At 69.9% G+C, this 26348-nt stretch carries 24 protein-coding genes; 13 read left to right on the top strand and 11 right to left on the bottom strand.

The window, feature by feature from the left end:
• Positions 1-398 precede the first annotated feature (398 nt).
• On the bottom strand, positions 399-1571 hold the full coding sequence (locus LDO11_RS10915; protein ID WP_129134666.1) for a class I SAM-dependent rRNA methyltransferase: 1173 nt from the start codon (positions 1569-1571) through the stop codon (positions 399-401).
• A gap of 133 nt (positions 1572-1704) precedes the next feature.
• Here LDO11_RS10915 and LDO11_RS10910 point away from each other — a divergent pair, with 133 nt between their 5' ends.
• The 5 genes from LDO11_RS10910 to LDO11_RS10890 all read left to right on the top strand — a co-directional run bounded on the left by LDO11_RS10910 (position 1705) and on the right by LDO11_RS10890 (position 7183).
• Complete coding sequence (locus tag LDO11_RS10910) at positions 1705-2472, top strand: rhomboid family intramembrane serine protease (protein WP_232141562.1); 768 nt, start codon at positions 1705-1707, stop codon at positions 2470-2472.
• Positions 2473-2535: 63 nt separating this feature from the next.
• Positions 2536-3618, top strand: a complete 1083-nt coding sequence (locus tag LDO11_RS10905) for a serine hydrolase domain-containing protein (RefSeq protein WP_232141561.1) — start codon at positions 2536-2538, stop codon at positions 3616-3618.
• Complete coding sequence (locus LDO11_RS10900; RefSeq protein ID WP_232141560.1) at positions 3615-5324, top strand: M28 family peptidase; 1710 nt, start codon at positions 3615-3617, stop codon at positions 5322-5324. The genes LDO11_RS10905 and LDO11_RS10900 overlap by 4 nt, the downstream gene beginning before the upstream one ends.
• 216 nt (positions 5325-5540) lie before the next feature.
• Positions 5541-6629 (top strand): patatin-like phospholipase family protein, encoded by a 1089-nt coding sequence (locus tag LDO11_RS10895; protein WP_129134662.1) that lies wholly within the window; start codon positions 5541-5543, stop codon positions 6627-6629.
• Between the two features lie 74 nt (positions 6630-6703).
• Complete coding sequence (locus LDO11_RS10890; RefSeq protein ID WP_232141558.1) at positions 6704-7183, top strand: hypothetical protein; 480 nt, start codon at positions 6704-6706, stop codon at positions 7181-7183.
• On the opposite strand, the gene LDO11_RS10885 is transcribed toward LDO11_RS10890, so the two are convergent.
• The gene (locus LDO11_RS10885; protein ID WP_232141572.1) at positions 7155-7625 is read right to left on the bottom strand and encodes an Lrp/AsnC family transcriptional regulator; all 471 of its coding nucleotides are present in this window, start codon (positions 7623-7625) and stop codon (positions 7155-7157) included. The two genes, LDO11_RS10890 and LDO11_RS10885, sit on opposite strands and share 29 nt — an antisense overlap.
• Before the next feature lie 133 nt (positions 7626-7758).
• On the opposite strand from LDO11_RS10885, the gene phhA reads away from it, so the two are divergent.
• The 7 genes from phhA (at position 7759) to LDO11_RS10850 (ending at position 16268) form a co-directional block, all read left to right on the top strand.
• Positions 7759-8658 carry a phenylalanine 4-monooxygenase gene (gene phhA / locus LDO11_RS10880; protein ID WP_232141557.1) on the top strand — a complete coding sequence of 300 codons (900 nt, stop codon included), beginning with the start codon at positions 7759-7761 and terminating at the stop codon, positions 8656-8658.
• A 128-nt stretch (positions 8659-8786) separates the two neighbouring features.
• Positions 8787-10925 (top strand): TonB-dependent receptor family protein, encoded by a 2139-nt coding sequence (locus tag LDO11_RS10875; protein ID WP_232141556.1) that lies wholly within the window; start codon positions 8787-8789, stop codon positions 10923-10925.
• Between the two features lie 114 nt (positions 10926-11039).
• Positions 11040-12239, top strand: a complete 1200-nt coding sequence (locus tag LDO11_RS10870; RefSeq protein ID WP_232141555.1) for an amino acid aminotransferase — start codon at positions 11040-11042, stop codon at positions 12237-12239.
• A 306-nt stretch (positions 12240-12545) separates the two neighbouring features.
• Entirely contained in the window at positions 12546-13742 is a 1197-nt protein-coding gene (locus LDO11_RS10865) for a sensor histidine kinase (RefSeq protein ID WP_232141554.1), read from the top strand.
• Positions 13739-14371: a response regulator transcription factor gene (locus tag LDO11_RS10860; protein ID WP_232141553.1), complete on the top strand. Its 633-nt coding sequence runs from the start codon at positions 13739-13741 to the stop codon at positions 14369-14371. Before LDO11_RS10865 ends, LDO11_RS10860 begins: the two co-directional genes overlap by 4 nt.
• Before the next feature lie 87 nt (positions 14372-14458).
• Entirely contained in the window at positions 14459-15487 is a 1029-nt protein-coding gene (locus LDO11_RS10855; protein ID WP_232141552.1) for a class 1 fructose-bisphosphatase, read from the top strand.
• Positions 15488-15548: 61 nt separating this feature from the next.
• Positions 15549-16268 (top strand): 2OG-Fe(II) oxygenase, encoded by a 720-nt coding sequence (locus LDO11_RS10850; RefSeq protein WP_232141551.1) that lies wholly within the window; start codon positions 15549-15551, stop codon positions 16266-16268.
• A gap of 13 nt (positions 16269-16281) precedes the next feature.
• On the opposite strand, the gene LDO11_RS10845 is transcribed toward LDO11_RS10850, so the two are convergent.
• The 3 genes from LDO11_RS10845 to LDO11_RS10835 all read right to left on the bottom strand — a co-directional run bounded on the left by LDO11_RS10845 (position 16282) and on the right by LDO11_RS10835 (position 18691).
• Positions 16282-16719, bottom strand: a complete 438-nt coding sequence (locus LDO11_RS10845; RefSeq protein ID WP_129134652.1) for a response regulator — start codon at positions 16717-16719, stop codon at positions 16282-16284.
• A complete protein-coding gene (locus tag LDO11_RS10840; protein WP_232141550.1) occupies positions 16712-17494 on the bottom strand; it encodes a sensor histidine kinase in 783 nt (260 codons plus the stop codon). The genes LDO11_RS10845 and LDO11_RS10840 overlap by 8 nt, the downstream gene beginning before the upstream one ends.
• An 81-nt stretch (positions 17495-17575) precedes the next feature.
• On the bottom strand, positions 17576-18691 hold the full coding sequence (locus tag LDO11_RS10835; protein ID WP_232141549.1) for a PA0069 family radical SAM protein: 1116 nt from the start codon (positions 18689-18691) through the stop codon (positions 17576-17578).
• Positions 18692-18929: 238 nt separating this feature from the next.
• Here LDO11_RS10835 and LDO11_RS10830 point away from each other — a divergent pair, with 238 nt between their 5' ends.
• Complete coding sequence (locus LDO11_RS10830) at positions 18930-20189, top strand: sigma-54 interaction domain-containing protein (protein WP_232141571.1); 1260 nt, start codon at positions 18930-18932, stop codon at positions 20187-20189.
• 54 nt (positions 20190-20243) lie between these two features.
• Here the strand turns inward: LDO11_RS10830 and LDO11_RS10825 are convergent, their stop codons facing one another.
• From LDO11_RS10825 to LDO11_RS10800, 6 genes are all read right to left on the bottom strand, one after another.
• Positions 20244-21602, bottom strand: a complete 1359-nt coding sequence (locus LDO11_RS10825; protein WP_255683432.1) for a transporter family protein — start codon at positions 21600-21602, stop codon at positions 20244-20246.
• 38 nt (positions 21603-21640) lie between these two features.
• Complete coding sequence (locus LDO11_RS10820; RefSeq protein WP_232141547.1) at positions 21641-22393, bottom strand: hypothetical protein; 753 nt, start codon at positions 22391-22393, stop codon at positions 21641-21643.
• 12 nt (positions 22394-22405) lie between these two features.
• Positions 22406-23128, bottom strand: a complete 723-nt coding sequence (locus LDO11_RS10815) for a C39 family peptidase (protein ID WP_232141546.1) — start codon at positions 23126-23128, stop codon at positions 22406-22408.
• A gap of 130 nt (positions 23129-23258) precedes the next feature.
• Positions 23259-24911 carry a FapB/FapC family functional amyloid domain-containing protein gene (locus LDO11_RS10810; RefSeq protein ID WP_232141545.1) on the bottom strand — a complete coding sequence of 551 codons (1653 nt, stop codon included), beginning with the start codon at positions 24909-24911 and terminating at the stop codon, positions 23259-23261.
• A gap of 38 nt (positions 24912-24949) precedes the next feature.
• Positions 24950-25606, bottom strand: a complete 657-nt coding sequence (locus LDO11_RS10805; protein ID WP_435574631.1) for a FapB/FapC family functional amyloid domain-containing protein — start codon at positions 25604-25606, stop codon at positions 24950-24952.
• Positions 25603-26109 (bottom strand): FapA family amyloid fibril periplasmic chaperone, encoded by a 507-nt coding sequence (locus LDO11_RS10800; protein WP_232141544.1) that lies wholly within the window; start codon positions 26107-26109, stop codon positions 25603-25605. The genes LDO11_RS10805 and LDO11_RS10800 overlap by 4 nt, the downstream gene beginning before the upstream one ends.
• Positions 26110-26348 lie beyond the last annotated feature (239 nt).

Below are 26348 nucleotides of genomic sequence, written 5' to 3'. Positions count from 1 at the left end.
ATCGACTCTGTGCTCTTTCGAACGTCTGCGTTGTTGGATGGTCATCCAGCCGCCAGACGTCCGCACAAGTCTCCTGCGTACACTGTCAAAGATCTTCAGGCTCCGGCCTCAGCGCCGCGAACCCCTTCTTGCCGTACCCCGTCGTTTCCGTCGAGGTGAGCCGCCCATCTTAGCGCGGATCGTGTTTCTGTCAACACCTTTTTTCGCGTCGACTTCATTTCCGCGGCTTTCGCTGCTTCCCGTTCATCGAACCCCGGACACGAGGTCCGCAAGCGGTGCCGGGAGGTGAAGGCGTTGTTCACGTCGTCACCGGAAGGGGGCGCATTGTGCGTCGGTCCTGCGGAAAGCGCCAGCCCTTTTCTGCAGAATTTTTACGTCACGCTCAGCAGGCAGTCAGATCAATCCAGCACCCGGCAGAACACCGCCTTGAGATAGCGCGATTCCTGCACGTGCGCGAGGTAGGGATGATCCGCGCCGGCACCCGACACCTTGAGCACCTGCACCGTGCGGCCCGCGTAGAACGCGGCACGGCGCAGCATGTCGAGGAACTGCTCCTCGCTGACCAGCCCGGTGCACGAGAACGTCGCGAGCAGGCCACCGGGCTTCAACACGCCGAGCGCAAGCTTGTTCATGTCGAGGTACTTCTTCAGCGCCGGGATGACCTGCTCGCGGTCGCGGGTCATCTTGGCGGGATCGAGCACCACCACATCGAACTGTTCGCCGTTGATCGCAGCATCGCGCAGCCACGGGAAGATGTCGGCCTGGATGAAGCGCACGCGTGCGTCATTCAACTTCGCGTTGCCACGGGCGATGTCGAGCACCGCCTCGTCGATGTCGATGCCGACCACCTCCGACGCGCCGCGCACCGCGGCATACACGCCGAAGCCGCCGGTGTTGCAGCACAGGTCGAGCACCCGCTTGCCGGCGACGCGGTGCGACAGCCACTCGCGGTTCTCGCGCTGGTCGGCGAAGAAACCGGTCTTGTGCGCACCGGCGGGGTCCGCGCGGAAGCGGATGCCGTGCTCGGTGATCACCGCCGGCGGCACCGGCTCGCTGCCGCGGAAGTCGAACGACTCCTGCTTCTGCACGTGTTCGTCGGCAAAGCTGTAGAAGCGGCAGCCCGGGAACTCGGCGCGCAGGGCGTCGTAGATCCACTCGCGGTGGCGGAACATGCCCGCGCTGAAGAACTCCACCACCAGCAGGTCGCCATAGCGGTCGACGACCAGGCCCGACAGGCCGTCGCCTTCGCTGTGGACCACGCGCCAGGCGTCCGACACCGCATCGAGGCCCAGTTCGTCACGACGCAGGCGTACCGCCGCGCTGATGCGCCGCGCGAACCACGCGGCATCCACCGGCACGTCGGGATCGGTCTCGAGGATGCGCAGGGCGATGCGCGAATGGCCGTTGTAGAAGCCGCGGCCGATCCAGGTGCCGTCGACACCGGCGACATCGACGATCGCCCCGGGCTTGGGGCGCTGCGCGGGCTTCTCGACCAGGCGCTGGAAGATCCACGGATGGTTGGACCGCCACGCATTCTTGAGGTGGACGGTCGGCAGGGGGGTATTGGTCATCGGGGGATTCTAAGCGAGCGCACCCCAACGGCCGCCGTGCGGGCAGGGCGGGGGCGCGTGGGCCGCAATGTCCCACGGGCCGCGCCCTTGCATCGTGGCCCGGCGTCGCCATCCTCGTGGCATGCACCTCGACATGCCTGACCACCCCGCCGACCCCGCCGCCCAGCGCGTGGCCGACCATCGCCGTCTCGCCTCGGCGGCAAAGGCCAGCCTCGCATTCGTTGCGCTGCTGGCGGTGATGTTCGGTGTACAGGCGATGGTCGACTGGACGCTGTTCGCGGTGCGGCCGCAGCTGCCGGCCGGCCTCATCGGGCTGCTGACCGCGCCATTGCTGCATGGCTCGCCGTCGCATCTGCTGGCGAATGCGTTCGCGCTGCTGCTGCTGGGCATGCTGGCCCTGACCGTCTACCCGCGCGCGACCTGGCGGGCGCTGCCGCTGGTCTGGCTGGGCAGCGGGCTGTGCGCCTGGTGGCTGGGCGATCCGGGCTCGCGCCACCTCGGTGCCAGCGGGCTCACCCACGGCCTGATGTTCCTGGTGTTCGTGCTGGGCCTGCTGCGGCGCGACCGGCCATCGATCGCCGCCGGGATGATCGCGTTCTTCTTCTATGGCGGCATGCTGCTGACGGTGCTCCCGCACGACCCCGGCGTGTCGTGGCAATCGCACCTGGGCGGCGCACTCGGCGGGGTGATGGCGGCGGTGCTGTTCCGGCATGCCGACCCCGCGCATCCGCGCCGTCGCTACAGCTGGGAGATCGAGGAAGAGGAGGCCGCACGCGCTGCGGCGCTCGATCCCGACAGTTTCGAGCCGCCATCGCCGCAGGCGGTGCCGGTGCTGTGGAAGCGCGAACCGCCGCCGCGCGGCGTGGTGCTGGAATTCCCGCGCCGCGATCGCGAGGGCTGACCCCCCGGGGCGGCAGGCACCGGGCGGCCACGGCCGCGGCGGTGACCCGCTTAGAATCGGCGGATGAACGCATCCGCCCTGCTTGCCCTGCTGCTCGTCGGTGGCATTGTCGCCCCGCCCGCCGATGCCGCCGACGATCGCCGCGTGACCGCGGTGGATGCGCTGTTGCGCGACTATGCCGGTGAGGTGCCCGGGGTCTCGGTGCTGGTCATGCACGAGGGCAGGGCAGTGCTACGCCGCAGCCATGGCCTGGCCGATCTCGAAGCCGCCACGCCCGCGAGCCCGGGAACCCGCTACCGGCTGGCGTCGGTGAGCAAGCAGTTCACCGCTGCGACGATCCTGCGCCTTGCCGAGGAAGGCCTGCTGCAACTGGATGACCCGGTGCGCCGCTGGCTGCCGGAACTGCCGCCGGCCACCGCACCGGTGACCCTGCACCACCTGCTCGCACACGCCTCCGGCCTGGTCGACTACGAGGATCTGATGGACGCCTCGCCCGCGCAGCAGGTGCAGGACGCCGACGTGCTGGCGCTGCTTGCCGGCGCCGACCGCCTGCGCTTCGCACCGGGCACCGGATACGCCTACAGCAACAGCGGCTACGTGCTGCTGGGCCTGGTGGCCGCGCGCGCCAGCGGGCAGTCGTTCCCGGAGGTGTTGCGCACGCGCCTGTTCGCACCGCTTGGCATGCATGGCGCGGTGGCATGGACCGCGGACGCGGCGCCGGTGGCGGCGCGCGCCTGGGGATACAGCCTGCGCCACGGCCGCTGGCAGCGCACCGACCAGAGCCCGACCAGTGCCACGCTCGGCGACGGCGGCATCTATGCGTCGATCGACGAGCTGGCGTTGTGGCTGGCGGCGCTCGATGGCGACACGCTTCTTGCCGACTCATCACGGCAGGCGATGTTCGCCGCCCACACCACCACGCCGACCGGCGAGGACGACGTCGATGCCTATGGGTACGGCTGGCGCCTGCATGGCGGCATGCAGTGGCATTCCGGCGAGACCATCGGCTTCCGCAACGTGGTGCTGCGTTTTCCGCAGCAACGCCTGGCCGTGGTCGTGCTGAGCAACCGCAACGCACCCGCTCCCTATCCGCTCGCCCGCGCGATCGCCGCGCTGTGGCAGGCCTCCGGCCCGGAGGCGCCATGACCGCTCCACGACGCGCCCTGCGCCTGCTCCTCGCCACGTTCGCCGTCGCCGCGCTGCTGTTGCTGGGCTGGTTGTGGCTGCGGCCGACGGCCGAGCCGTCGGTCGATGGGTCGGTGGCTGTCGCGGCGGACCTCAACGACGCCACGCCGCTGTCCGACGACCCCGCCGCCCAGCGCATCGCGGTCGACCTGCGGCGGCTCGCCGACGACAGCATGGAAGGGCGCGAAACCGGCAGCCGCGGCCACGATCTTGCCGCCGCCTATGTGGCTGCGCAGTTCGCCGATGCCGGCCTCGAGCCGGCCGGCGACGACGGCGGCTTCTTCCAGACCGTGCCGCTGCTGCGCGCGGTGCCGCAGGCCGAAGGCGCGCGGCTGGCGGTGACGCGCGGCGGTCGCACCATCGAACTGAAGCTTGGCGAGCAGTTCCTGCCCTGGGCGAACTTCAATGCCGGCACGCACCGGGTCGAAGCGCCGGCGGTCTTCGTCGGCCATGCCATCCACGCGCCCGACATCGGCCACGACGATTTCGCCGGGCTCGATCTGGCGGGCCGGATCGCCGTGCTGCTGCCAGGCGCGCCGCAGGCCTTCGACGACCAGCACCGCGCCTACCACTCGGCGCTGCAGGAAAAGCTGGCCGCGCTGGCCGCGCGGGGTGCGGTGGGCGCGGTGCTGGTGTCGACGCCGGAGTCCGAGGCACGCCTGCCGTGGGCGCGACAGCGCGCGAGCTGGCAGAACGCGGCGATGCGGCTGCGCGACGACGACGGTGGGCCGGTGGACGGCTTCCCGATGCTGCAGGCGGTCGCGGCCGTCGGCGTGGCCGCCGCCGACCTGGTGTTCGCCGACGGCCAGCGCCCGGCGGCGGAACTCTTCGATGCCGCGCGCGCCGGCACGCTGCGTGGCTTCGAACTGCCGGGCACGCTGCTGCTGGCCGGGCGCACCATGATCGGCGAAATGGCCTCGCGCAACGTGGTCGCACGGCTGCCCGGCACCAACGACCTCGCCGGCGAGCAGGTCGTGCATACCGCGCACCTGGACCACGTCGGCATGCCGGCCGGCAAAGAAGGCGATCGCATCCACAACGGGGCGCTCGACAACGCGCTGGGCGTGGCGATCATGCTGGAGACCGCGCGCACGCTTGCGACCACGCCGACGCGGCGTTCGCAGCTGTTCGTGGCGCTGACCGGCGAAGAGCAGGGGCTGCTGGGGGCGCAGTGGTTCGTGACCCGCGCCGACGATGCCGGCACCCCGGTGGCCAATATCAATATCGACATGCCGGTGCTGCTGGCGCCGAGCACCGACATCGTCGCCATCGGGCGGGAGCATTCCAGCCTCGGCGATGCGGTCGTCGCGGTGGCGCAGGAGCTGGGCGTGGAGGTCTCCGACGACCCGTTTCCCGAGGAAGTCACCTTCGTGCGCAGCGACCATTACGCCTTCGTGCGCGCCGGTATCCCCGCGATCTATCTCGACGGTGGGGTGATCTCCGCCGATGGCGAGCGCGACCCCAGGCGGGCACTCGCCTACTACCTGCGCAACTGCTACCACCAGCCCTGCGACGACGCCACCCAGCCGATCCAGTACGACGACGCCGCACGGCTGGCGCGCGTGTCCGCGGCGCTGGCGACCCGCATCGGCAATGACGACGCCCGCCCGCAGTGGCGCGACGGCGACTTCTTCGGCGAGCGCTTCGCGGCCGATGGCGAGCGGTGAGCAACCCTTGGCGGGACGTCGGTGGCAAGCCTGCGTAACCGCGACGCGTCGGACGGCAGCAGCCTGTTGAGGCCGTGATCACACCGCTGCCGCCGGCTTGCAACGCGGCCCGGCGCCGCGACCATCGCACTGCTCCGGCCGTCCGGAATTCCCCGACAGGCCGCATCGGTCGGTCAGGCTGACGCCGGCTTCAGCCGGTGGCCGGCGGCGCTGCGTATGCTGGCGCGCTTCCCGACAGGTGTGTTTGCGATGCGTGTGCCGACCCCGCTTCTCCGTCTGCGCAACAGTGCGGCCGTCGCCTGCATGCTGGTGCTCGCTGCGTGCGGCGGCGGCGGCGATCCTGTGCGCGATACCCCGCCTGCGGCGCCGGTGGTGGCCACGCCGTCACCACCGCCGCCCCCGCTGCGCATCGGCCTGGCGCTGGGCGGTGGCGCGGCAAAAGGATTCGCACATATCGGGGTGATCAAGATCCTCGAGGCCAACGGCATCCACGCCGACGTGGTCGCCGGCACCAGCGCCGGCAGCGTGGTCGGCGCGCTGTATGCCAGCGGGCTGGACGCGTTCGCCATGCAGGAGCGCGCGGTCGCGCTGGACGAAGCCAGCATCCGCGATGTGCGGCTGTTCTCCGGCGGGCTGATCCAGGGCCAGAAGCTGCAGGACTACGTCAACGCACAGGTCGACCGTCGCCCGATGGAGCGGCTGGGCAAGCCGTTCGCCGCGGTCGCCACCCGCCTGGATACCGGCGATCGCGTGGTGTTCGTGCGCGGCAACACCGGCCAGGCGGTACGCGCCTCCAGCAGCGTGCCCGGCGTGTTCGAGCCCGCGCGCATCGGCGAACACTCGTATGTGGATGGTGGCGTGGTCAGCCCGGTGCCGGTGGATGCCGCGCGCCAGCTCGGCGCGGACCTGGTCATCGCGGTGGACATCTCCACCCGTGCCAGCGGCAGCACGCCGCAGCACCTCGTGGGCATCGTCAACCAGTCGATCGCGATCATGGGCCAGCGCCTGGGTGCGGAGGAACGCGGCCGTGCCGATGTGGTGATCCGTCCGCAGGTCGACGAGATCGGCCCGGCCAGCTTCGAACAGCGCGCGCACGCCATCCTGCAGGGCGAACGCGCCGCGCTGGCGGCCATGCCGCAGATCCGCACCGCGATCGCGCAACGCCAACGGCAACGCGCAGCCGCGCTGGCGCCACGCCCGGCACCCGCCCAGCCGTCACCTGCCGCCGACGAGGTCGACTGCGGCAACACCTGGGTGCGCAGGCTCAACCCGTTCCGCCGCGGACAGGCGGACGTCTGCGGCTGAGGCCAGCTGCGCTTGCCCGCACGCCGCACGACGGGGCAAGTTCCCACGCTCGAATCCATGGAAGGAAACGCCTCATGCGCAGGATCGCCACCGCACTGCTGTTGCTGGTCGCTTCGATGTCGGCACGGCCAGCGTTTGCTGTGAGCGGCGTCGACTCCGCTGCGCAGGCGGTGATCCGCGACGCCGGCGACAACCGCCTCGTCATGATCGGCGAGCTTCACGGCACCAGCGAAGTACCGGCGCTGGTCGCGGCGCTGGCACGCCATTACGTGCACAGCGGGCCGGTGCTGGTGGCGCTGGAGGTGCACGCCGCGGAACACCCGCGGATCCGCGCCTACCTCGCCTCCGACGGCGGCGTGGCCGCCCGGGACGCCCTGCGCGCCGGGCCGTTCTGGAACGTGCCCACCGGGCGCAACGACGGCCGGCGCACGCAGGCGATGCTCGATCTGGTCGAGGCGGCGCGCCAGTTCGACCAGTGGCTGACGCTGCCGCGGCTGACGCCCAGCCCGCTGCTCGAACCGCGGCTCAGTCACGCGACAGCGGCAGGCCGCTGAAGCGCTTCACCGTGCGCAGCACGAAACTTGAATTGACGTCGGCCACGCCGTTCTCGTTCAACAGGCGGTCGAGCAGGAAGCGCGAGAAGTGGTCGAGGTCCTCGACCACCACGTGCAACAGATAGTCCATGTCGCCGGTGAGGGCGTGGCAGGCGACGACCTCGTCCCAGCCGTCCACCGCGGCGGCAAAGCGCTCCACCGGGGCGGAGCCGTGCTTTTCCAGCTGCACGCGCACGAAGGCCTGCAGGCCCAGGCCGATGCGCTCGGCGTCGACCTCGGCGCGATAGCCGCTGATCACCCCGTCGCGCTCCAGCCGCTGCACCCGCCGCAGGCAGGCCGACGGCGACAGGTGCACGCGTTCGGCCAGTTCCGCGTTGGTGAGCCGGCCGCCGCGCTGGAGTTCGGCAAGCAGGCTGAGGTCGATGCGGTCGAGCGGAATCATGGCCATCTGTTGCGTGATCCGGGCGGCGGGCGCAACGATCCTGCGCCGCGGACCCTGCTGCGCGCAACTTCGCAACCCTGTTGCGCGGCCGCGGCGCTAGTCTGGAGGTCCATGTCTGCAAGGGGATCGCGCCATGAATGCCGTCACCACCGAACCGCGCCGGGTCGAGAACCTGCATACCGACAAGGGCAAGGTGCCGGTCTATGCCACCGGCATCGTCGAGCAGCCGTGGGACAGCTACAGCGATGACGACCACGCCACCTGGGCGACCCTGTATGCACGCCAGCGCGAGCTGCTGGTCGGCCGCGCCTGCAACGAATTCCTCGATGCGCAGGACGCGATGGGGATGACGCCCGACCGGATCCCGAAGTTCGCCGAGCTCAACCTCGCGCTGGAAGCCGCCACCGGCTGGACGCTGATCGGCGTGGAGGGCCTGCTGCCGGAGCTGGATTTCTTCGATCACCTCGCCAACCGCCGTTTCCCGGTGACGTGGTGGATCCGGCGGCCGGACCAGATCGACTACATCGAGGAGCCCGACCTTTTCCACGATCTGTTCGGCCATGTGCCGCTGCTGATGAATCCGGTGTTCGCCGATTACATGGAGGCCTACGGCCGCGGCGGGGTGAAGGCGCACGGCATTGGTGCGGACGCCCTGCAGAACCTGACCCGGCTGTACTGGTACACGGTGGAGTTCGGCCTGATCGACACCCCCGAGGGCCTGCGGATCTTCGGTGCCGGCATCGTGTCGTCGAGGGGCGAGAGCATCCACGCACTCGACAGCACTGCGCCCAACCGCATCGGCTTCAACCTCGAGCGGATCATGCGCACGCGCTACCGCATCGACACCTTCCAGAAGACCTACTTCGTCATCGACAGCTTCGAGCAGCTGATGGACGCCACGCGGCCGGACTTCACCCCGATCTACGCGCGCCTGGCCACGCAGGACTCGCTGCCGGCCGGCGGGGTGCAGCCCGGCGACCGGGTGTTCCAGCGCGGCACCGGCGAGGGCTGGGCCACCGACGGCGACGTCTGAGGCCGCACCTGGCCGGAGCTGCGGCGGCGTGCGCAGCTCCGGCCGCGGATGTCCAGCCCGGCGTTGACCCGGGGTGCATGCGGGACCGGCCACACTGGCCGGTCTTTCCGTCACCGATGCCGATGCCGATGCCGATGCTCGCCACCTGTCTGGCCTGCGCGCTTGCGCAGGCAAGTTCCACCGCCCCGCTCGACCCGAACCTGGCCGCCACCGATGTCCGCACGCTGGACCGCGTGGTGGTGGAGGGCACGCGCCTGCGCGGCGTGAGCGCGTTCGACACGCCCGCGTCCACCGCCACCATCGACCTGCGCGACGGCGCCGAAGGCAGTGGCGCCGATGTTTCCGAAGTGCTGCGCGGCGTGCCCGGCCTGCTGGCGCGCAACCGCCAGAACCTGGCCCAGGATACCCAGCTGTCGATCCGCGGCTTCGGCTCGCGGGCGACGTTCGGCGTGCGCGGCGTGCGCCTGTACGTCGACGGCATTCCCGCCTCGATGCCCGACGGGCAGGGCCAGCTGTCGCACTTCAGCCTCGCCGGTGGCGACCGCATCGACGTCATCCGCGGGCCGTTCTCGGCACTGCACGGCAACTCGTCGGGTGGCGTGGTCGAGATGTACAGCGAGGACGGCCGCGCCGGCGATCCGTGGCGCGTGCGCGCGACCGCCGGCCGCAACGACAGCCGCACCCTGGCCGCGCAGCTGCTGGGCGAGGGCGCGGGCGGCATCGGCTACAACTTCGCGCTGTCGCGCTACGACACCGACGGCTGGCGCGACCACAGCGCCGCACGCCGCGACATCGCCAACCTGAAGCTGCACAGGGATTTCGGCGAGCGCCGCCGGCTCGACGTGGTGGCGAACTGGCTCGATGTCGATGCGCAGGATCCGCTCGGCCTCACCGCGGAGCAGGCGCGCGAGAACCCGCGCCAGGCGGTCGGCGTGGCCCACCAGTACAACACCCGCAAGACCACCCGCCAGCAGCAGCTCGGCGCCACCTACGAGCACGGCCTGGGTGACGCACAGACGGTACGCGTGCGCGCCTGGGGCGGCGAGCGCGACGTAGTGCAGTTCCTGCCGATTCCGCCGGCGCCGCAGAACAACAGCGCGCTGCACGCCGGCGGGGTGATCGACCTCGACAACCGCTACGACGGCATCGATGCGCGCTGGACCTGGGAAGGCGCGTTGGCGGGGGCGCCGTTCGAGGTGACCGTGGGCGGCAACCTCGACCGCCAGCGCCAGCACCGCCGCGGTTTCGAGAACTTCGTCGGCGACGCGCTCGGCGTGCGTGGCGGCCTGCGCCGCGACGAGCGCAACACGCTGGAGAACGCCGACGGCTACGCGCAGGCGTGGTGGCGGTTCGCACCGCAGTGGTCGCTGCTGGCTGGCGTGCGCCACAGCGAGGTGCAGTTCGAATCCGACGACCGCTATGTCACCGGCGCCAATCCGGACGACAGCGGTCGCGTGCGCTACCGCCAGACCGCGCCGGTGGCCGGGCTGGTGTTCGCGCCCGATGACGCACTGCGTTTCTATGTGTCGGCCGGCCGCGGCTTCGAGACCCCGACCTTCAACGAGCTGTCCTACCGCGCCGATGGCGGCGCCGGGTTGGCGTTCGGCCTGCAGCCGGCGATCAGCGACAACCTCGAGGCGGGGGTGAAGTGGCGGGGCGCGCCGGGCTGGTCGCTGGAAGCCGCGCTGTTCCGCGCCGATACCGACAACGAGCTCGCCGTCGCACGCAATGCCGGCGGTCGCAGCAGCTTCCGCAACGTCGGTCAGGCACGCCGGCAGGGCGCCGAGGCCGCGTTCACGATGCCGATGGGCGAGTCGCTCGACCTGCAGCTGGCGTGGACCTGGCTGGATGCGACCTTCCGCAGCGACTACCTGATCTGCCAGGGCGCCGGCTGCACCGTGCCGAGCACCGTAGTGCCCGCCGGCACCCGCATCCCCGGCGTGGCCGAGCAGCAGCTGTATGCGCGCCTCGACTGGCGCCAGGGGCCGTGGTCGGCCGCCATCGAGGGCGAGGCGCTGGGCGATGTCACCGTCAACGACCTCGGTAGCGAAGCAGCTTCGGGCTACGGCCTGCTGCACCTGTCCGGTGGCCGCGACTGGCAGACCGCCAACGGCACCCTGCGCGGCTTCGCACGACTCGACAACGTCTTCGACCGCCGCCATATCGGCTCGGTGATCGTCAACGAGGGCAACGGCCGCTTCTACGAGCCCGGCATCAGCCGCCAGCTCACCGTCGGCCTGCAGTGGAACTGGGACCGGATGCGCTGAAGGCTCGGGCCGGTCGCCCGCCCCCGCCAGGCCCACAGGGTGCCGCGGGGTATCATGGCCGGCCCGCAGCCCCCGCGCCGCGGGCCTTCCGTCTTCCAGCCAGCGAGTCGCGCCGTGTCCGTTTTCGCACATCTTGAACAGGTTCCAGGCGATCCCATCCTGGGCCTGACCGAGGCCTTCAATGCCGACGCCCGCACCGACAAGGTCAACCTGGGCGTGGGCATCTATTACGACGAGGCCGGACGCATCCCGCTGCTGCGCGCGGTCGACAATGTGCAGCGCCGGCTGGCCGAGGAGGGCGCAGCGCGTGGCTACCTGCCCATCGATGGCCTGCCCGCCTACACCCGCGCCACCCGCGAACTGCTGTTCGGCTCGGATTCCGCGCTGCTGGCCGCCGGGCGCGTGATTACCGCGCAGACCGTGGGCGGCAGCGGTGCGCTGCGCACCGGCGCCGAGCTGCTGAAGCACTCGCTGCCTGCAGCGCGCATCGCGATCAGCAACCCGAGCTGGGAGAACCACCGCGCGGTGTTCGGCGCGGTCGGCTTCGAGGTGCTCGACTACACCTACTTCGATGCCGAGCGCCATGGCCTCGACTTCGACGGCATGCTCGCCGACCTGCGCAGGCTCGAAGCCGGCACGGTGGTGCTGCTGCACGCCTGCTGCCACAACCCCACCGGGGCCGACCTCGACGTCGGCCAATGGCGCCAGGTGATCGCGGTGCTGGCCGAGCGTGCGCTGGTGCCGTTCATCGATATCGCCTACCAGGGCTTCGACAAGGGCATCGAGGAAGATTCCGCGGCGATCCGACTGCTGGCGGAATCGGGCATCGCCAACTTCATGGTGGCGAGCTCGTATTCGAAGTCGTTCTCGCTGTACGGCGAGCGCACCGGCGCGCTGTCGGTGGTGTGCGCCGACGCCGACGAGGCGCGCCGCGTGCAGTCGCAGGTCAAGCGGCTGATCCGCGCGAACTATTCCAGTCCGCCCTCGCACGGCGCGATGCTGGTGTCGGGCGTGCTCAACGATCCCGCGCTCAAGGTGATGTGGGAGCAGGAACTGGGCGAGATGCGCACGCGCATCCACGCCCTGCGCGCAGGCCTGGTGGCGCGTCTGGACGCCCATGGTGCCGGCCGCTTCGCCTTCATCAACGACCAGGCAGGCATGTTTTCGTATTCCGGCCTGAGCCGAGAGCAGGTCGACCGCCTGCGCGACGAGTTCGCGATCTACGCGGTGGGCACCGGCCGTATCTGCGTGGCCGCGCTCAACGATCGCAACCTCGACTACGTGGCCGACGCGATCTCGATGGTCGCGGGTTAAGGCCTGCACACGCGGCGCCGTTGCCCGGCGCCGCCCGCCCTGCGCATGAACGCCAGCGCGATCGCACCCGGGATCGCGCACTGCACCGCTAGCTGCAGGCCCAGGCGGATCCACTCGCGGATCCGCTGACGCACGAGCGCCTGCTCGAGCCACCGGCCGTGTCCCGCCAGCCGATCCACAGGCAGACCAGCAGTACCAGCGCCAGCACGACATACAACGTCAGCCTGCAACTTCGCACTCCGGGTGACATTGCCGGCTCCTGTGACGGGAATGCCGTCAGACTCGCTGCCGGCGCCGAAGCAGCACATGGCCGGAGGTCATCGCGCCGACCTGCCGGAAGTCACTTTCGGCCGCCGTGGCATTGCCGATGCCGCCACGGCGTCGCAGCATGGCCGCATGCCCGACGCCCTGCGCAACCTGCTGCATCCGATGCACCTTGCCGGGCTGTGCACGCTGGGCGCGGTGGCGATGTCCTTGCGCTGGATCGCCGGCACGCATCCGGCGCTGGCATGGGCGCTGCTGGGGGCCTTCGCGATCGCCCAGCTCTCGCACGATGGCGTGCGCCGCCGTTCGCCGCGCACGGCCGACGCCCTGCTGCTGCTGATGCCGGTGCTCGCCCTGCTGCTGCTGTGGATCAATCCGCGCGTGGGCACCGCCCAGGTGCTGCTGGTGATCTGGACCGCGGTGGTCGCCTCGCACTGGTCGGGGCGTGCGGTCGTGGCCGCCATCGCGCTGAGCGGTCTCGGCCAGTACCTGCTGATGCTCGATTACGGGCATTCCGCGCCGTTGACGGTGACCCTGCTCTACACCGGCTTCCAGGGCTTCGCCGCGGTGACCGCGTGCGCCCTGCGCAATGCCGAGAACAGCCGCGATGCGCTGGTACGGGTCAATGCCGACCTGCTGGCCACGCGCGCCCTGCTGGCCGACAGCGCGCGCGACAGCGAGCGGGTGCGCGTGGCGCGCGAACTGCACGACGTCGCCGGCCACACGCTCACCGCACTGACCCTCAACCTGCGCGCACTGGCGAGCGATCCGCAGCTGCGCGAACGCGCTGAACTCAGGATCGCCCAGCAGCTGTGCGGTGAGCTGATGGGCGACATCCGCGGCGTGGTGCAGGCGATGCGCGACGGCGGCGGGCTCGACCTCACCAATGCGCTGCACGCGCTGGCCGCGCCCTTCCCTCGGCCGCGGCTGGCGCTGCAGATCGCACCCGACCTGCGCATCCGCGATCCGGCGCTGGCGGAGGCCGTGCTGCGGATGGTGCAGGAGGCGCTGACCAACAGCGCCCGCCACGCCGGCGCCACCACGCTTGCGGTCAGCCTGGTGCAGCACGATGGCTGCCTGCGGGTGGCGATCGAGGACGATGGCCATCTGCACGGCGCGGTGCGCGAGGGCAATGGCCTGGCCGGGATGCGCGAACGCATCGATGCCCTGGGTGGCCGGCTGGCGCTGGCAACCGGACCGCGCGGCGCATTGCGCATCGAGGCGGAGCTGCCGGCATGAGCGCACTGCGCGTTGCGCTCGCCGATGACCAGGCCCTGGTGCGTGCGGGGCTGCGCGCCCTGCTGGAGCGGCTGGGCATCGTGATCGCGCTGGAAGCCGACGATGGCGCGGCCCTGCTCGCGCAACTGCAGGCCACCACGGTGGACGTGGTGCTTACGGACATCCGCATGCCCGGCACCGACGGCATCCAGGCCCTGCAGGCACTGCGCGCGCGTGGCGACACCACGCCGCTCCTGCTGCTGACCACCTTCGACGACAGCGACCTGTTGCTGCGCGCCGCGGAAGCCGGTGCGCAGGGCTTCCTGCTCAAGGACGCCGCGCCGGAAGAGCTGTTCGATGCTGTCACCCGCGTGGCGGCCGGCGAGACCCTGCTGCAGCCGGTCAGCACCGACCCCGTGCGTGCGCGTTTCCACTTCCGCGACGACCGCGCGCCGCTGGTCAGCTTCAATCCGCGCGAGGTCGCGATCCTGCGCCTGCTGGCCGGTGGCTATTCCAACCGCGAGATCGCGCGCAGCCTGTTCCTGGCCGAGGGCACGGTGAAGAACTACGTGTCGGTGATCCTCGACAAGCTCGGCACCCGCGACCGCACCCGTGCGGTGCTGAAGGCGATCACGCTGCGGGTGATCTGAGTCTGCGCACGCAGGCGCGGCGGCAGGCCGGGTGGCGGCCGCATGGATGCGGGCGATAATGCCGGCCCCGCAGCCGTGGAGTGCGTCATGTCCCAGACCTCGTTGACCCGTTTCCTGATCGAGGCGCAGCGCGCCGGCCAGCTCAACCCGGAGCTGCGCCTGCTGATCGAGGTGGTGGCACGCGCCTGCAAGCGGATCTCGGTGGCGGTGGGCAAGGGCGCACTCGGCGGCGTGCTCGGCGACGCGGTGGCCGGCGACGGCGGCGACAGCATCAACGTGCAGGGCGAGGCGCAGAAGAAGCTGGACGTGCTGTCCAACGAGATCCTGCTCGAGGCCAACGCCTGGGGCGGGCACCTCGCGGCCTGCGCATCGGAGGAGATGGACCACTGCCAGCCGGTGCCGGATGCATTCCCGCGCGGCAACTACCTGCTGGTGTTCGATCCCCTCGACGGCAGCAGCAATATCGACGTCAACGTCTCGGTGGGCACGATCTTCTCGGTGCTGCGCGCGCGCGACGACGGCCCGGCCGAGGACGCGCACTTCCTCCAGCCCGGGCGCGAGCAGGTTGCCGCGGGCTACTGCATCTACGGCCCGAGCACGATGCTGGTGCTGACCGTGGGCCACGGCACCCATGCGTTCACCCTGGACCGCGAGCAGGGCTCCTTCGTGCTGACCCGGCGCGACATCCAGGTGCCGCCGGCGACGAAGGAATTCGCCATCAACATGTCCAACCAGCGCCACTGGGACGTGCCGATGCAGGCCTATGTCAGCGATCTTCTGGCCGGCAGGGAAGGCGCGCGCGGCAAGGACTTCAACATGCGCTGGGTGGCGTCGATGGTCGCCGACGTGCATCGCATCCTCACCCGCGGCGGCATCTTCATCTATCCCTGGGACCGCAAGGATCCGTCCAAGCCGGGAAAGCTGCGGCTGATGTACGAGGTCAACCCGATGGCGATGCTCATCGAGCAGGCCGGCGGCGCGGCCACCGACGGCCGCCGCCGCATTCTCGACATCGAACCGGGCGAGCTGCACCAGCGCGTACCCGTGTTCCTCGGATCGCGCGAGGAAGTGGACGCCGCCACGCGCTACCACCTCGAGCACGACGTCCGCGGCTGACGCGTTGCATGGGGTGGGGACGTCGGCGATGCTGGCGGCCCACCTCTCACCCGCTATCGACATGGACGACCGCAGCGCATCCGCCGTCGACGACTTCATCGAGGTCGTGCCCGCCGCACTGGATGCGGCCAGCTGTGCGGCGATCGTCGAACGCATGCGCGCAAGCGATGCGCTGTCGCCGGGGCAGATCGGCGGCGGTGTGTTTCCCGAGCTCAAGCACAGCCGCGACCTGTCGCTTGCGGGCCGCGCGGACTGGGCCGATGTCGACCAGGCACTCAACGTCGCCGTCTATACGGGCCTGCTCGCCTACCTGCGCCGTTACCCGCAGGCACTGATCGCGCCGCTGATGCTGCAGCAGCCGGATGGCCGCGGTGGCCTGCGGCGGCTGTCGGCCGAGGACCTGGCGGCGATGGACGATGCCGCACTTGGCGGCCTCGCACGCACCTGCCTGCGCCCGGGTGCGGTCAACCTGCAGTGGTACCGCGACGGCGAGGGCGGTTATCCGTACTGGCATTGCGAGCTGTACCCGCGCGATCCGCAGTGCGAGACCCTGCACCGGCATCTGCTGTGGACGCTCTACCTCAACGACGGCTTCGACGCCGGCGAGACCGAATTCATGTTCCAGCAGCGCAAGGTGACGCCACGCACCGGAGACCTGCTGATCGCGCCGACCGCGTTCACCCATACCCATCGCGGCAACCGCCCGCGTGGTGGCGACAAGTTCATCGCCACCAGTTGGATCCTGTTCCAGCGCGCCGAGCAGCTCTACCGCGGCAGCTGAAGCGGCCTGCCGCTCAGGCCGGGCTGGGGTGGTTGAGCACCAGCCAGTACAGGCCGACCTGCTTCACCGCGCCGACGAACTGCTGGAAGTCGACCGGCTTGCGGATATAGCTGTTGACGCCCAGCGCATAGGCGGCCTCGATATCGAACGGTTCGCTGCTGGTGGTCAGCACCACCACCGGCAGTGCGCGGGTGTGCGCATCGGCGCGGATCGCCTGCAGCACCTCGCGGCCGTCCACCCGTGGCAGGTTGAGGTCGAGCAGCACGATCGACGGCAGGTCATCGGCATTGCGGTGCGCGTACGAGCCGCGTGCGAACAGGTAGTCCAGTGCTTCCACGCCATCGCGCACCACCACCAGCGGGTTGGCGATCTTCGCCTCGGCGAATGCGATACGGGTCAGTTCGACGTCGTCGGGATTGTCCTCGACCAGCAGGATTTCCTTCTCAGTCATGCCCAGCTTCGTCCTCGCTGTCCTGCGCCGCCGGCAGGTCGATATGGAACACGCTGCCGACGCCGGGGGTGGATTCGGCCCAGATGCGGCCGTCGTGGCGTTCGACGATGGCCTGCGCGATCGCAAGCCCGAGGCCGTCGCCGCCGCCCTGCTCGCTGCCATGCAGGCGCTGGAACGGCACGAAGACGCGGTCAGCATAGCGCATGTCGAAACCGCTGCCGGCGTCCTCCACCGCGACCAGCAGGCGCGCGCCTTCGCGGCGGCCGCGCACGCGGATACGGATCTGCTCGCGCGAGCGCGAGAACGTCCACGCGTTGTGCAGCAGGCGGTCCATCAACTGCTTGAGCTGGCGTTCGTCGCCATGCATGAACAGATCGGTCTGTACCTCGATGTCGGCCATCGGGCCGGGTTGCAGGTCCTGCAGTTCGGCGAGGCTCCATTCCGCCAGCATGCCGAGGTCCACGCGCTCGGGCTTGAGCGGCGCGCGATCGACATACGACAGCTGCAGGAGTTTCTCGATCAGGCCTTCCATGCGCCCGGCGGCATCGTGGATGCGGCCCAGGTAGTCGCGCGCCTGCGGATCCAGCGCTTCCGCGTACTGGTTGACCAGCACCTGCGCATAGCCGGTGATCGCGCGCAGCGGCGCGCGCAGGTCATGAGAGATGCCATGGGCGAGATGCTCCTCGCGCTTGCGCATGCGCGCGATCGCCGCTTCGCTGCGCACAAGCTGGTCGGGCAGGTCGTCGACCCGCGGGACACTGGAACCGGAAGACATGACTCGTTCTGCGTGCACGGAAAGCCGGAAGTCTAGCCATCCCCGGGTCAGCAGGGCGTGGACACGCACGCCGGATCGCGGTCAGAACAGGTCGCCCTGCGGCGAAACCTCGCGCGGCGGGCTGAACAGGTCGCAACGCAGGGGAGGCAGCTCACCGAAACCCAGCGCGCGCCGCGCGCGGTCGAAGCGCGCACCGATGAGATCGGCGAACGGGCCCTGGCCACGCATGCGGCTGCCGTAGCGGCTGTCGTAGTCGCGACCACCGCGCATCTGCTGGACCAGGCTCATCACATGGGCGGCGCGCTGCGGATAGTGCAGCTCGAGCCATTCACGCCAGATCTCCTTGAGCTCGTGCGGCAGGCGCAGCAGCACGTAGCCCGCCGACGTCGCGCCGGCCTCGCGCGTGGCTTCCAGGATCGCCTCGAGCTCGTGGTCGCTGATCATCGGGATCACCGGCGCGACGAGCACCCCGGTCGGCACCCCGGCTTCGGCCAGCGCGCGGATCGTACGCAGGCGCGCATGCGGCGCGGCCGCGCGCGGTTCCATGCGGGCCGACAGCCGGTTGTCGAGGGTGGTCACCGAAAGATGCACCTCCACCAGCCCGCGCGCGGCCATCGGCGCCAGCAGGTCGAGGTCGCGCACCACCAGCGCGCTCTTGGTGACGATATGCACCGGCTGGCCTGCCTGCGCACAGATCTCCAGGCACGCGCGGGTGATGCCGCGATCGCGCTCGAGCGGCTGGTAGCCATCGGTATTGATGCCCAGCGCGATCGGCGAACACACGTAGCCGGGCTTGCCGAGCTCGGCGCGCAGCCGGTCCGGCGCATTGGTCTTGGCAAACAGCCGGGTCTCGAAATCGAGGCCGGGCGAGAGGTCCAGGTACGCGTGCGAGGGCCGCGCGAAGCAGTAGACGCACCCGTGCTCGCAGCCGCGGTATGGATTGACCGACTGGCTGAACCCGACATCCGGCGACTGGTTGCGGCTGATGATGCTGCGCGCGGTTTCCTCGGTGACATGGGTGCGCAGCGGCGCCGGCTGGAACGTCGGATCGTCCTCGCGCAGGCTGTCCCAGCCGTCGTGGCAGGCCTGCGCGCTGCGGCGCTCGAAGCGGCCCTCCACCCACGATGCCGAGCCGCGGCCCTTGATCGCGCCGCTGCCCGGAATGCGCAGCTTGCCGTGGGGTCCAGGTGCACTCATCGCGGCAGTCTGCCGCGGCGGTGTCTCAGCCGATGCGACGCGCCTGAACATGTTCAGCGTGTGCCGTGGCCGCCCACGCCCGCGGGCGGCGTTGGACCTCCTGCCGGTGCGTCCACCCGGGCGGCGCCGGGCGACGCAATGCGGACCGGCGTTCGCGGGGGAAATGGACGTGAACCACAGTGAGGTGGGGCGATGCTGCGTGGTCTGGTTCGGCCAGCCCGGCGGCAAGGAGCGCAGCATGCTGGCCGCGGCCGGCTGGCAGCTGCGGGTGGTGGCCGGCGATGCCCCGGCACGCATCGGCATGCGCACCGGCGATCGGGTGATCGGCCTGGTCGACCTGCGGGCCCTCACCGCCGAGCAGGTGGCGCCGCTGGCGCGCCTGCTGGAAGCACACTCGGAATTGCCGCTGATCGCCCTGGATGGCAGCGGTGCTGTGGAGCAGCATCCGGCGCTCGAGCGCATCCTCACCCGCTGCAGCGAGCGCCTGGTGTCCCCGGTGAACGCGCAACAGCTGGCGCAGGCCCTGGCCGCCTGCGAGCGTACCCGCGCCGATACCGCCGGCGACATCGACCGGCTGGTCGGCGCCAGCCCCGCGATGCTGGAGGTACGCGCCACCGTGCACCGCTATGCGCGGGTGGACCTGCCGGTGCTGATCACCGGCGAGACCGGCACCGGCAAGGAACTGGCGGCGCGTGCCCTGCACGATCTTTCGGCGCGTCGCTGGCGGCCGTTCGTGGCGGTCAACTGCGGCGCGCTGTCGCCGACGCTGGTGCAGTCGGAACTGTTCGGCCATGAGCGCGGCGCGTTCACCGGCGCCAATGCGCGCCGGATGGGCCTGTTCGAGACCGGCAACGGCGGCACCGTGTTCCTCGACGAGATCGGCGACCTGCCCGCCGACGCCCAGACCAGCCTGCTGCGGGTGCTGCAGGAAGGCAGCCTGGAACGGGTCGGCAGCAACCAGTCGGTGCATGTCGACGTGCGCGTGCTGGCGGCCACCCATGTCGACCTCGAGCAGGCGGTGGAACAGGGTCGCTTCCGCCAGGATCTCTACTACCGGCTCGACGTGCTGCGCCTGGACATGCCGCCGCTGCGCGTGCGCGGTGACGACATCGAACTGCTGGCACGCCGCGTGCTGGAGGAGTTCCGCGAACACAACCAGGTGCGCGCGCGTGGTTTCGATGCCGACGCACGGCGTGCGCTGCGCGAGCACGCGTGGCCGGGCAACGTGCGCGAACTGCTCAACCGGGTGCGCCGCGCGGCGGTCGTGAGCGAGCAGGAGCTGATCCGCCCTGCCGACCTGCACCTGGCCGACCCCACCCTGCAGCCGGCGATCTGCCTCGACGACCGCCGCGAGCACGCCGAGCGGCAGGCGGTGCTGGATGCCCTGCGCGCATGCGGCTACAACGTCAGCGAGTGCGCGCGCAGGTTGCGGGTGTCGCGGGTCACGGTGTACCGGTTGTGCCGCAAGCACCGCCTGCAGTTGCAGGCATTGCGCTGAGCGGCCTCGCCCGCGGCTCGTCCACCCGCGCCCCATCCCGGCGCGCTCTGCCGGTTACAGCATGTAGGGCAGCTTGAAGGTCAGCGAGAAGTCGGGCGCATCCGGCGTCAACCCGATGCCAAGGATGCCGACCAGCGTGGTGTTCGGGTTCAGCGCGTGGGTCACCCCGAGGTTGAACATCGCGGCGTTGGCGTCGCTGCCGATCACCTTGCGCCACACGTCGCCGTCATACCGGGTGCGTGCACGCGCGGCGAGGCGATCGCTGAAGGAAATGCTCAGGCTGGTGCGTTCGTTGAAGGCGAACGCCACGCCGGCGCCGAAGAAGTAGGCATCACCCATCCGCACCTGGCCCGGGTTCACCGTTTCCGGGTTGTTGTCCAGGTCATCGAAGGAGCCGGCCATCGTGCGGGTGTAGCCGATGTTGCCGAACAGGATCGCCGGGTCGGTGGTCTTGACCGCGGACAGGCCGACGGTCGCCGCCCACAGGCCATTGCCGGTGGGCTGTTCCTCGGGCACCGCGAAGCGGATGAAGTCGTCGTCGTCGCGCTCGAGGATGCGCCAGTTGATGCCATAGGGCTCACGACCGGTGGGCGCGGTGATGCCGAGATTGAGCACGGTGTCGGGCCAGATGCCGCGCTCGCTGAACAGTTTGTAGTTGGCACTGAGCGATACGTCGCCGATGCCGTGCCCACTGGTGCGCTCCTGGGCGATGCTGGCCGCGGCACCGCCGGCGCCGCCCTTCTGGTAGAGCGTGCGCCGCGCCAGATAGGGCACGTCGAGGTTGAGCGTCAGCCGCGGGTTGAGGCCCCAGCGCGCGGCGAAGTTGTAGTTGAGTGTGTCGGACTCGACGTTCTCGATGGCGATGTTGCCGAGGAAGATCGCATCCAGCGCCAGGAACCCGTTGAGGGTGAGCTGCTTGCGGTCGTAGCGGGTGTAGGCAACGCTGTTTTCCAGCACCAGGCGGCGGTCGAACAGCGCCTGGTTCTGCTGTTTGACGTCGGCCACGCTGCGGCTTTCGCGTTCCTCTTCCTGCGCGCGCCGCGCCTCTTCGGCGGTACCCGCGTAGCCCTCGGCGGGTGGCGGTGCGGCCGCGGCGGGCTCGGCCTGCGCCTGCACGGGTGACTGCGGTGGTTGCGGGGCCGGTGCTGCGGCCTGCGAGGCGAGCGGTGCCGCCGGTGGCACGCGGCCTTCCAGACGCGCCTGCAGCGCCTGCATCTGCATGTCGAGGTCGCGCAGGCGCCTGACCTCCTGGGCATAGGCCGCACGCATCTGCGTGAGCTGCTCCATCAGCCTGCGCATCTCGGCGCGGTCGGCGTCGCTGGCCACGGTGGCCGGCGGCGGTGTCTGCGCGCCGGCGGCGGATGCGGCCAGCGCGAGAACAAGACCGGCCGCGATGCGGCCGGTGCCATGCAAGGTCTGGTTGTTCACTGCGTTTCCCCCCGGGACGGTGCTCAGATGCCGACGCCGCGGTTCAGGCCGATGGCCTGTGCCACGTCGCGCTGCAGGTTGGCGGTCGCCGGCAGGCTCTGCCGGACCAGGTCGATCTGCAGCTGGTTGTGGATCTGCTGGCCACTGGCGGCGAGCTGCACGCTCTGCCCGGCGCTGCCCGACCGCAGCCACTGCGTGGTCAGCCCCTGGCCGTCCACCTGCAGCCGCACCTGCGCCACGCCGTCGACGACTCCGGCGCTGGCCTGCATGCCGGCAGCCGAAGCGGTGCGGCTGGTGGCGTCCTGCGCGGTGGGCGGTGCCGGCGCCGCGCCTTCGCGCACGCGCAGCGCGGTGACGTTGCGCACCGCATTGTCGTCACCGGCCACCTGCACGCTCTGCACCAGGCCGGAGACATTGGCCAGGCCGGATGCGTCCACGCTGGCACCGGCGGTTGCCGTCGGCAGCGGCGCATCGGCGGCGGTGATGCTCACGGTCGGCTCGAAGCTCAACGTCGGCGTGCCACCGGCCGAGAAGTCCATGCCGAGCTGCAGGGTGCCCTGCAGGGTCTGCCCGGACGCGGTCTGCCAGACCGAGGTCATGGTGACGCCGAACCAGGCGACCAGGTCGTTGCCGACCACGTAGCGGCCGCGCATGTCGCCCAGTTCGGCATCGGGAATCTCGGAAAGCGGGGTGCGCGCCGGAGCGGATACGGGCGGCGCGGCCACGGCGGGAGCGCCTGCAAGCAGCAGGGCGAGGCACCAGGTGGCGGTGTGCATGGCGTTACTCCATCAGAACAGGTCGGCGTGGCTGAAACCGAAGTCGATGAGCTCGGCGTCGGTGATCGGCCCCTGCCGTGCATACAGGGTTCGCGCGCTGGGCCTGGACATCGGCTCCAGCAGCACGGTGTTGCGGTCGAAGTCGCTCCCTATCACGACAAACACGGCCCGTGACGGCCACGACTCCAGGAATTCCCCCATCGGCACACTGCGGTTGCCGAGGATCGGATCACCCACCTCGACCTGGTCGCCCACCACCTGCTTGAGCACGACGAAGTGGCGGAAACCACGCACGTCGACCAGCACGATGGCCGGCACGCGCAGCGAACGCAGGCGCGATTCGTCGATCCGGTAACCGCGGCCACGCATCCCCAGGGCTTCGACGTAGCGCTTGATGTCGAGCAGCGAGAAACCGCGTTGCTGCACCACCACCGGGTCGGCCACGCGCATCATCCCTTCGATGACGGTCGCCTCGTCGGCATCCAGGCCATAGGCGTAGCGCAGCAGCGTCGCCAGTGCGGCGGCGCCGCAGCTGTAGTCGGTCTGCTGGCGCACCAGGTTGCGATAGCGCGCCTCGCGCATGCTCTCGACCGGGGTGCGGTAGATCGCACCGTTCGGCAGCACGCCGCTGAAGCCGATCTCCGCGGCGATCGCGGGACCGGTGCCGGCAAGAAGCAGGACGCAGGCAGCGAGCACCCTGGTGACGAGCACGCGGATCCGTGTGCGGGCTGACATCGATCACTCCAGGAAGGGAAAGCCCCGCTCCGGGGGGAGTGGAGCGGGGCTTTCGGGACCCCGGCGACAGGGGAGGCGCCGGGGGTGACGCACTTGCTACGTCTGCGGCATTGATGACGCCGGATGTCGGTTACTGCTCGCCGCCGCCATTGCCCGGCTGAGCGACCGCCAGCGACAGACTGTTGGACTGCAGGTTGCCTGTGCCAGAAGCGACGTTGACGCCGATGTTGCCGGAGGCACCGCTGAACGCGGATCCATCGAGGGTGGCCGAGTTGGTCGACTGCACTGCCACCTGATAGGTATAGGTGCCGCTTCCGGTCAGGCTGGCGCCGAGTTCGAGGTCGGACATATCGATGTCACCCCACTCGCCGGTATCAAAGGCCAAGCCTCCGACGTCAGGGTTGTAGCGGTTCTCGACGGCACCTTGCATTTCGCTATCGAGATCGATGTGGCCAGTGCGATTGCCGCTGGGATGCGCGCTCAAGCCGTTCCAGGTGTCGGGATACATGTGGTCCATCTGGTAGGCATCACCGCGTCCGGCGTAGCTGGCGCTGGAGCCGTCATTGCCGGACACCAAACCGGTCAGGTTGATCTGCGTGGTGCCCTCGCGCGTCTCCATCATTCCGGCGTTGTTGGTCACGTTGCCGGTCGACACCTGGTCGGAGGCCACCGAAGCCTGCGCATAACCGGCGACCGACACCGACGCCGCCAGCGAGTTGCGCTGGGCGTTGTTGTTGCCGGCAGCGATGTTGACCGCGATGTTGCCGCTGGCGCCGTTGAAGGCATTGCCGCCCATGTTGGCGTTGTTGGTCACGCCTTGGTTCTCGGTTGCGTTGTTGGCGCCGAGCTGGTTGTTGAAGATCTCGGCATCGGACATGCCGAAGCTGAAGGCGGCATCGGCGGCCGACAGCGCCGCGGCATTGTCCTGGGCGTTGTTGTCGCCGGCGGCCACGTTGAAGCCGAGGTTGCCCGACGACCCCGAGGCCGCGTGGTCGGAGATCGACGCATCGTTGGCCAGCATGTTGTTATTGCCTTCGTTGTTGACGATGGTCTGGCGGCCATCGACCACGGCGATTGCCGCAGAGTCGACGTCGAGTTCACCAGTCAACGCGATGTCACCGCTGAAGCTGATATCGGAATCCAGCGACAGGTCCTTCGCCAGGTACACCGAACGGCCATGCTCGTTCTGCTCGCGACGGATCTCGGAGTCGACGTCGACATCCTCGTTCACCACGTTGTTCCAAGAGTTGTCGACGCGGGTCGAGCTCTCGGAATCGAAACGGCGCTCCTCGTCATAGCGCACCGTGTCAGAGGCAAAAGCAACGTCCCGGGTCTCGTTGGACGTGTAGTCGACCGTACTGGTCTCGTCGGAAGTGTAGTTCTCGGTCGAGTTCGACAGTTCGTTGGTCGTGGTGTTGTAGCGGATCACCGCGGCTGCATCGAGCACGAGGTCCACGTCGGCGTCGACCGTCGCATTGATGTCAACGTTCTGGTCGTAGGTGGTGTTGGTGGTGTTGGTTTCGTAGTTGCGGGTGTCGTCGACGGTGACGTCGTAGTCCTGGCTGTCGGTGAACGAGTAGTTGCGCGTGTCGTCGACGGCCACGTCGTAGTCGCGGTTGTCGATGACGTTGGTCTCGTAGTTGCGGGTGTCGTCCACGGTGATGTCGTGATCGATGGTCACGTATTCCTGGTAGTCGACGACTTCCTGCGCCTGCGCCGCACCGGCCGCTGCGAAGGAAGCCACTGCCAGTGCAAGCGCAGTCCGCTTCAGGTTGGTGTTCATCTGGGTAGTTCCTCTTGGTGTTTCCTGGGAAGTGAATTTCACGGTCCGGCCTGCACGGAAATCACCAGCGCGTTGTCCGTGGTGTTGCCTGCCCCCGCGATCTGGTTGAGCTGCAGGACCCCTTCGAACCCGTGCAGGGCGGTGCGCTCCACGGCGACGTGTCGCGTCGCCGGGTCGCTGTCGTCCTGCACGGCGGGGGCCCGCGGCCCTGCCGACGCGAGATCCGCGGATGCCAACCGCGCATCCCCGGCCTCGCGTATGCCCTGGTTGGCCAGCGTCGCGGTGACGACATTGAGCTCGGCGTTCGCTGCGCCGCTGGCCTGGTTGATCGAAACGAGTCCGCCGGCGCCGCGGAATGCGTCGCCACCGATGACCGCGCGTGCGGTGTCGGGCAGCGCGCCGCGGGTGCGGATGTCGTTGCTGTACTGGCGTGCGGTGGCCGTTGCGCTGGCGCGGTCGCCCTGCGCAAGGCTGTGCAGGTTGGCCTGCAGGTTGTGGTCGCCGGCCGCCTGGTTGATGGCGATCGCACCCTGGGCGCCGGCAAAGGCGCGGTCCTCGATGCGGCTGTCGGCGAGGTAGCCGAGCATCGCGGTGTAGTCGTCCGCGGCCGCCTCCCGGGGCAGGACCGCGGCAATGCACAGCGCCAGCGCAGCCGCGCCGGCGGCCGTGCGGTGGAATGCGCGGGCGATGTTCACGGGCCGCCCGCCTTGGTGCCCATCATCGGGAACTGCGCCAGCGCGCCCTTGACGTGGTCGCCGATGCCGCGGGTGGTATTGCCGACGGCGTTGAGCGGCACGCCGAGCGCACCGCCCAGCGCATGGCCGGTGCCGTTGGCGCCGCCGTTTGGCCCGGCGGTGCCGAGCACGCCGTGCAGGGGTTGCTCGATGCGCTCGGCCAGCGGAATGGCGCCACCACGGGCCGAGGTGACCGGGGCATCGGCGGCGAGGCCGGCAAAGTCGGCGTCGCTCAATTCCCCGGTGCCCAGGGCGTTGGCCAGTTCCCGGGTGGGGGTGGGGTCGGCGATGATCGCCATGCCCGGCGGCATCGGCCGGTAGGCCGGCCGTGCATGCACGTCACGCAGCAGGGTGATCTCGCCGTGGTGCGCGTCCACGGCGCGCCTTGCGCCGGCAGCCGATGCCAGGCCGGGCAGCGCGAGCAGCAGGCCGGTGACGATCACGGTGGTGGCTGTGCGGGACATGGCGGAACTCCTTTCGGGTCCCACAGCCAACGCATACCGCGTGCCAGTTGAGTTTCTACTTCGGAATCAACGGGTTGCCTCTTGTGGCCTGCACCAGGCGTCCGACGCGGGCGTAACTCCCGTGCATCACCCGAAGCGCAAGCCGCCCGGCCCCCGGGCCGGCGGAACGCCATTTCGATCCTGTTACATCCATGCAACACCGTTGCGCGCGGCGTTACACCCGCTCCTCACACTGCGAC

This window comes from Alterluteimonas muca, assembly GCF_021191595.1.
GTDB lineage: Bacteria > Pseudomonadota > Gammaproteobacteria > Xanthomonadales > Xanthomonadaceae > Luteimonas > Luteimonas muca.
The sequence above is the reverse complement of the archived record's forward strand: the minus strand, read 5'-3'. Positions and strand labels throughout refer to the sequence as shown.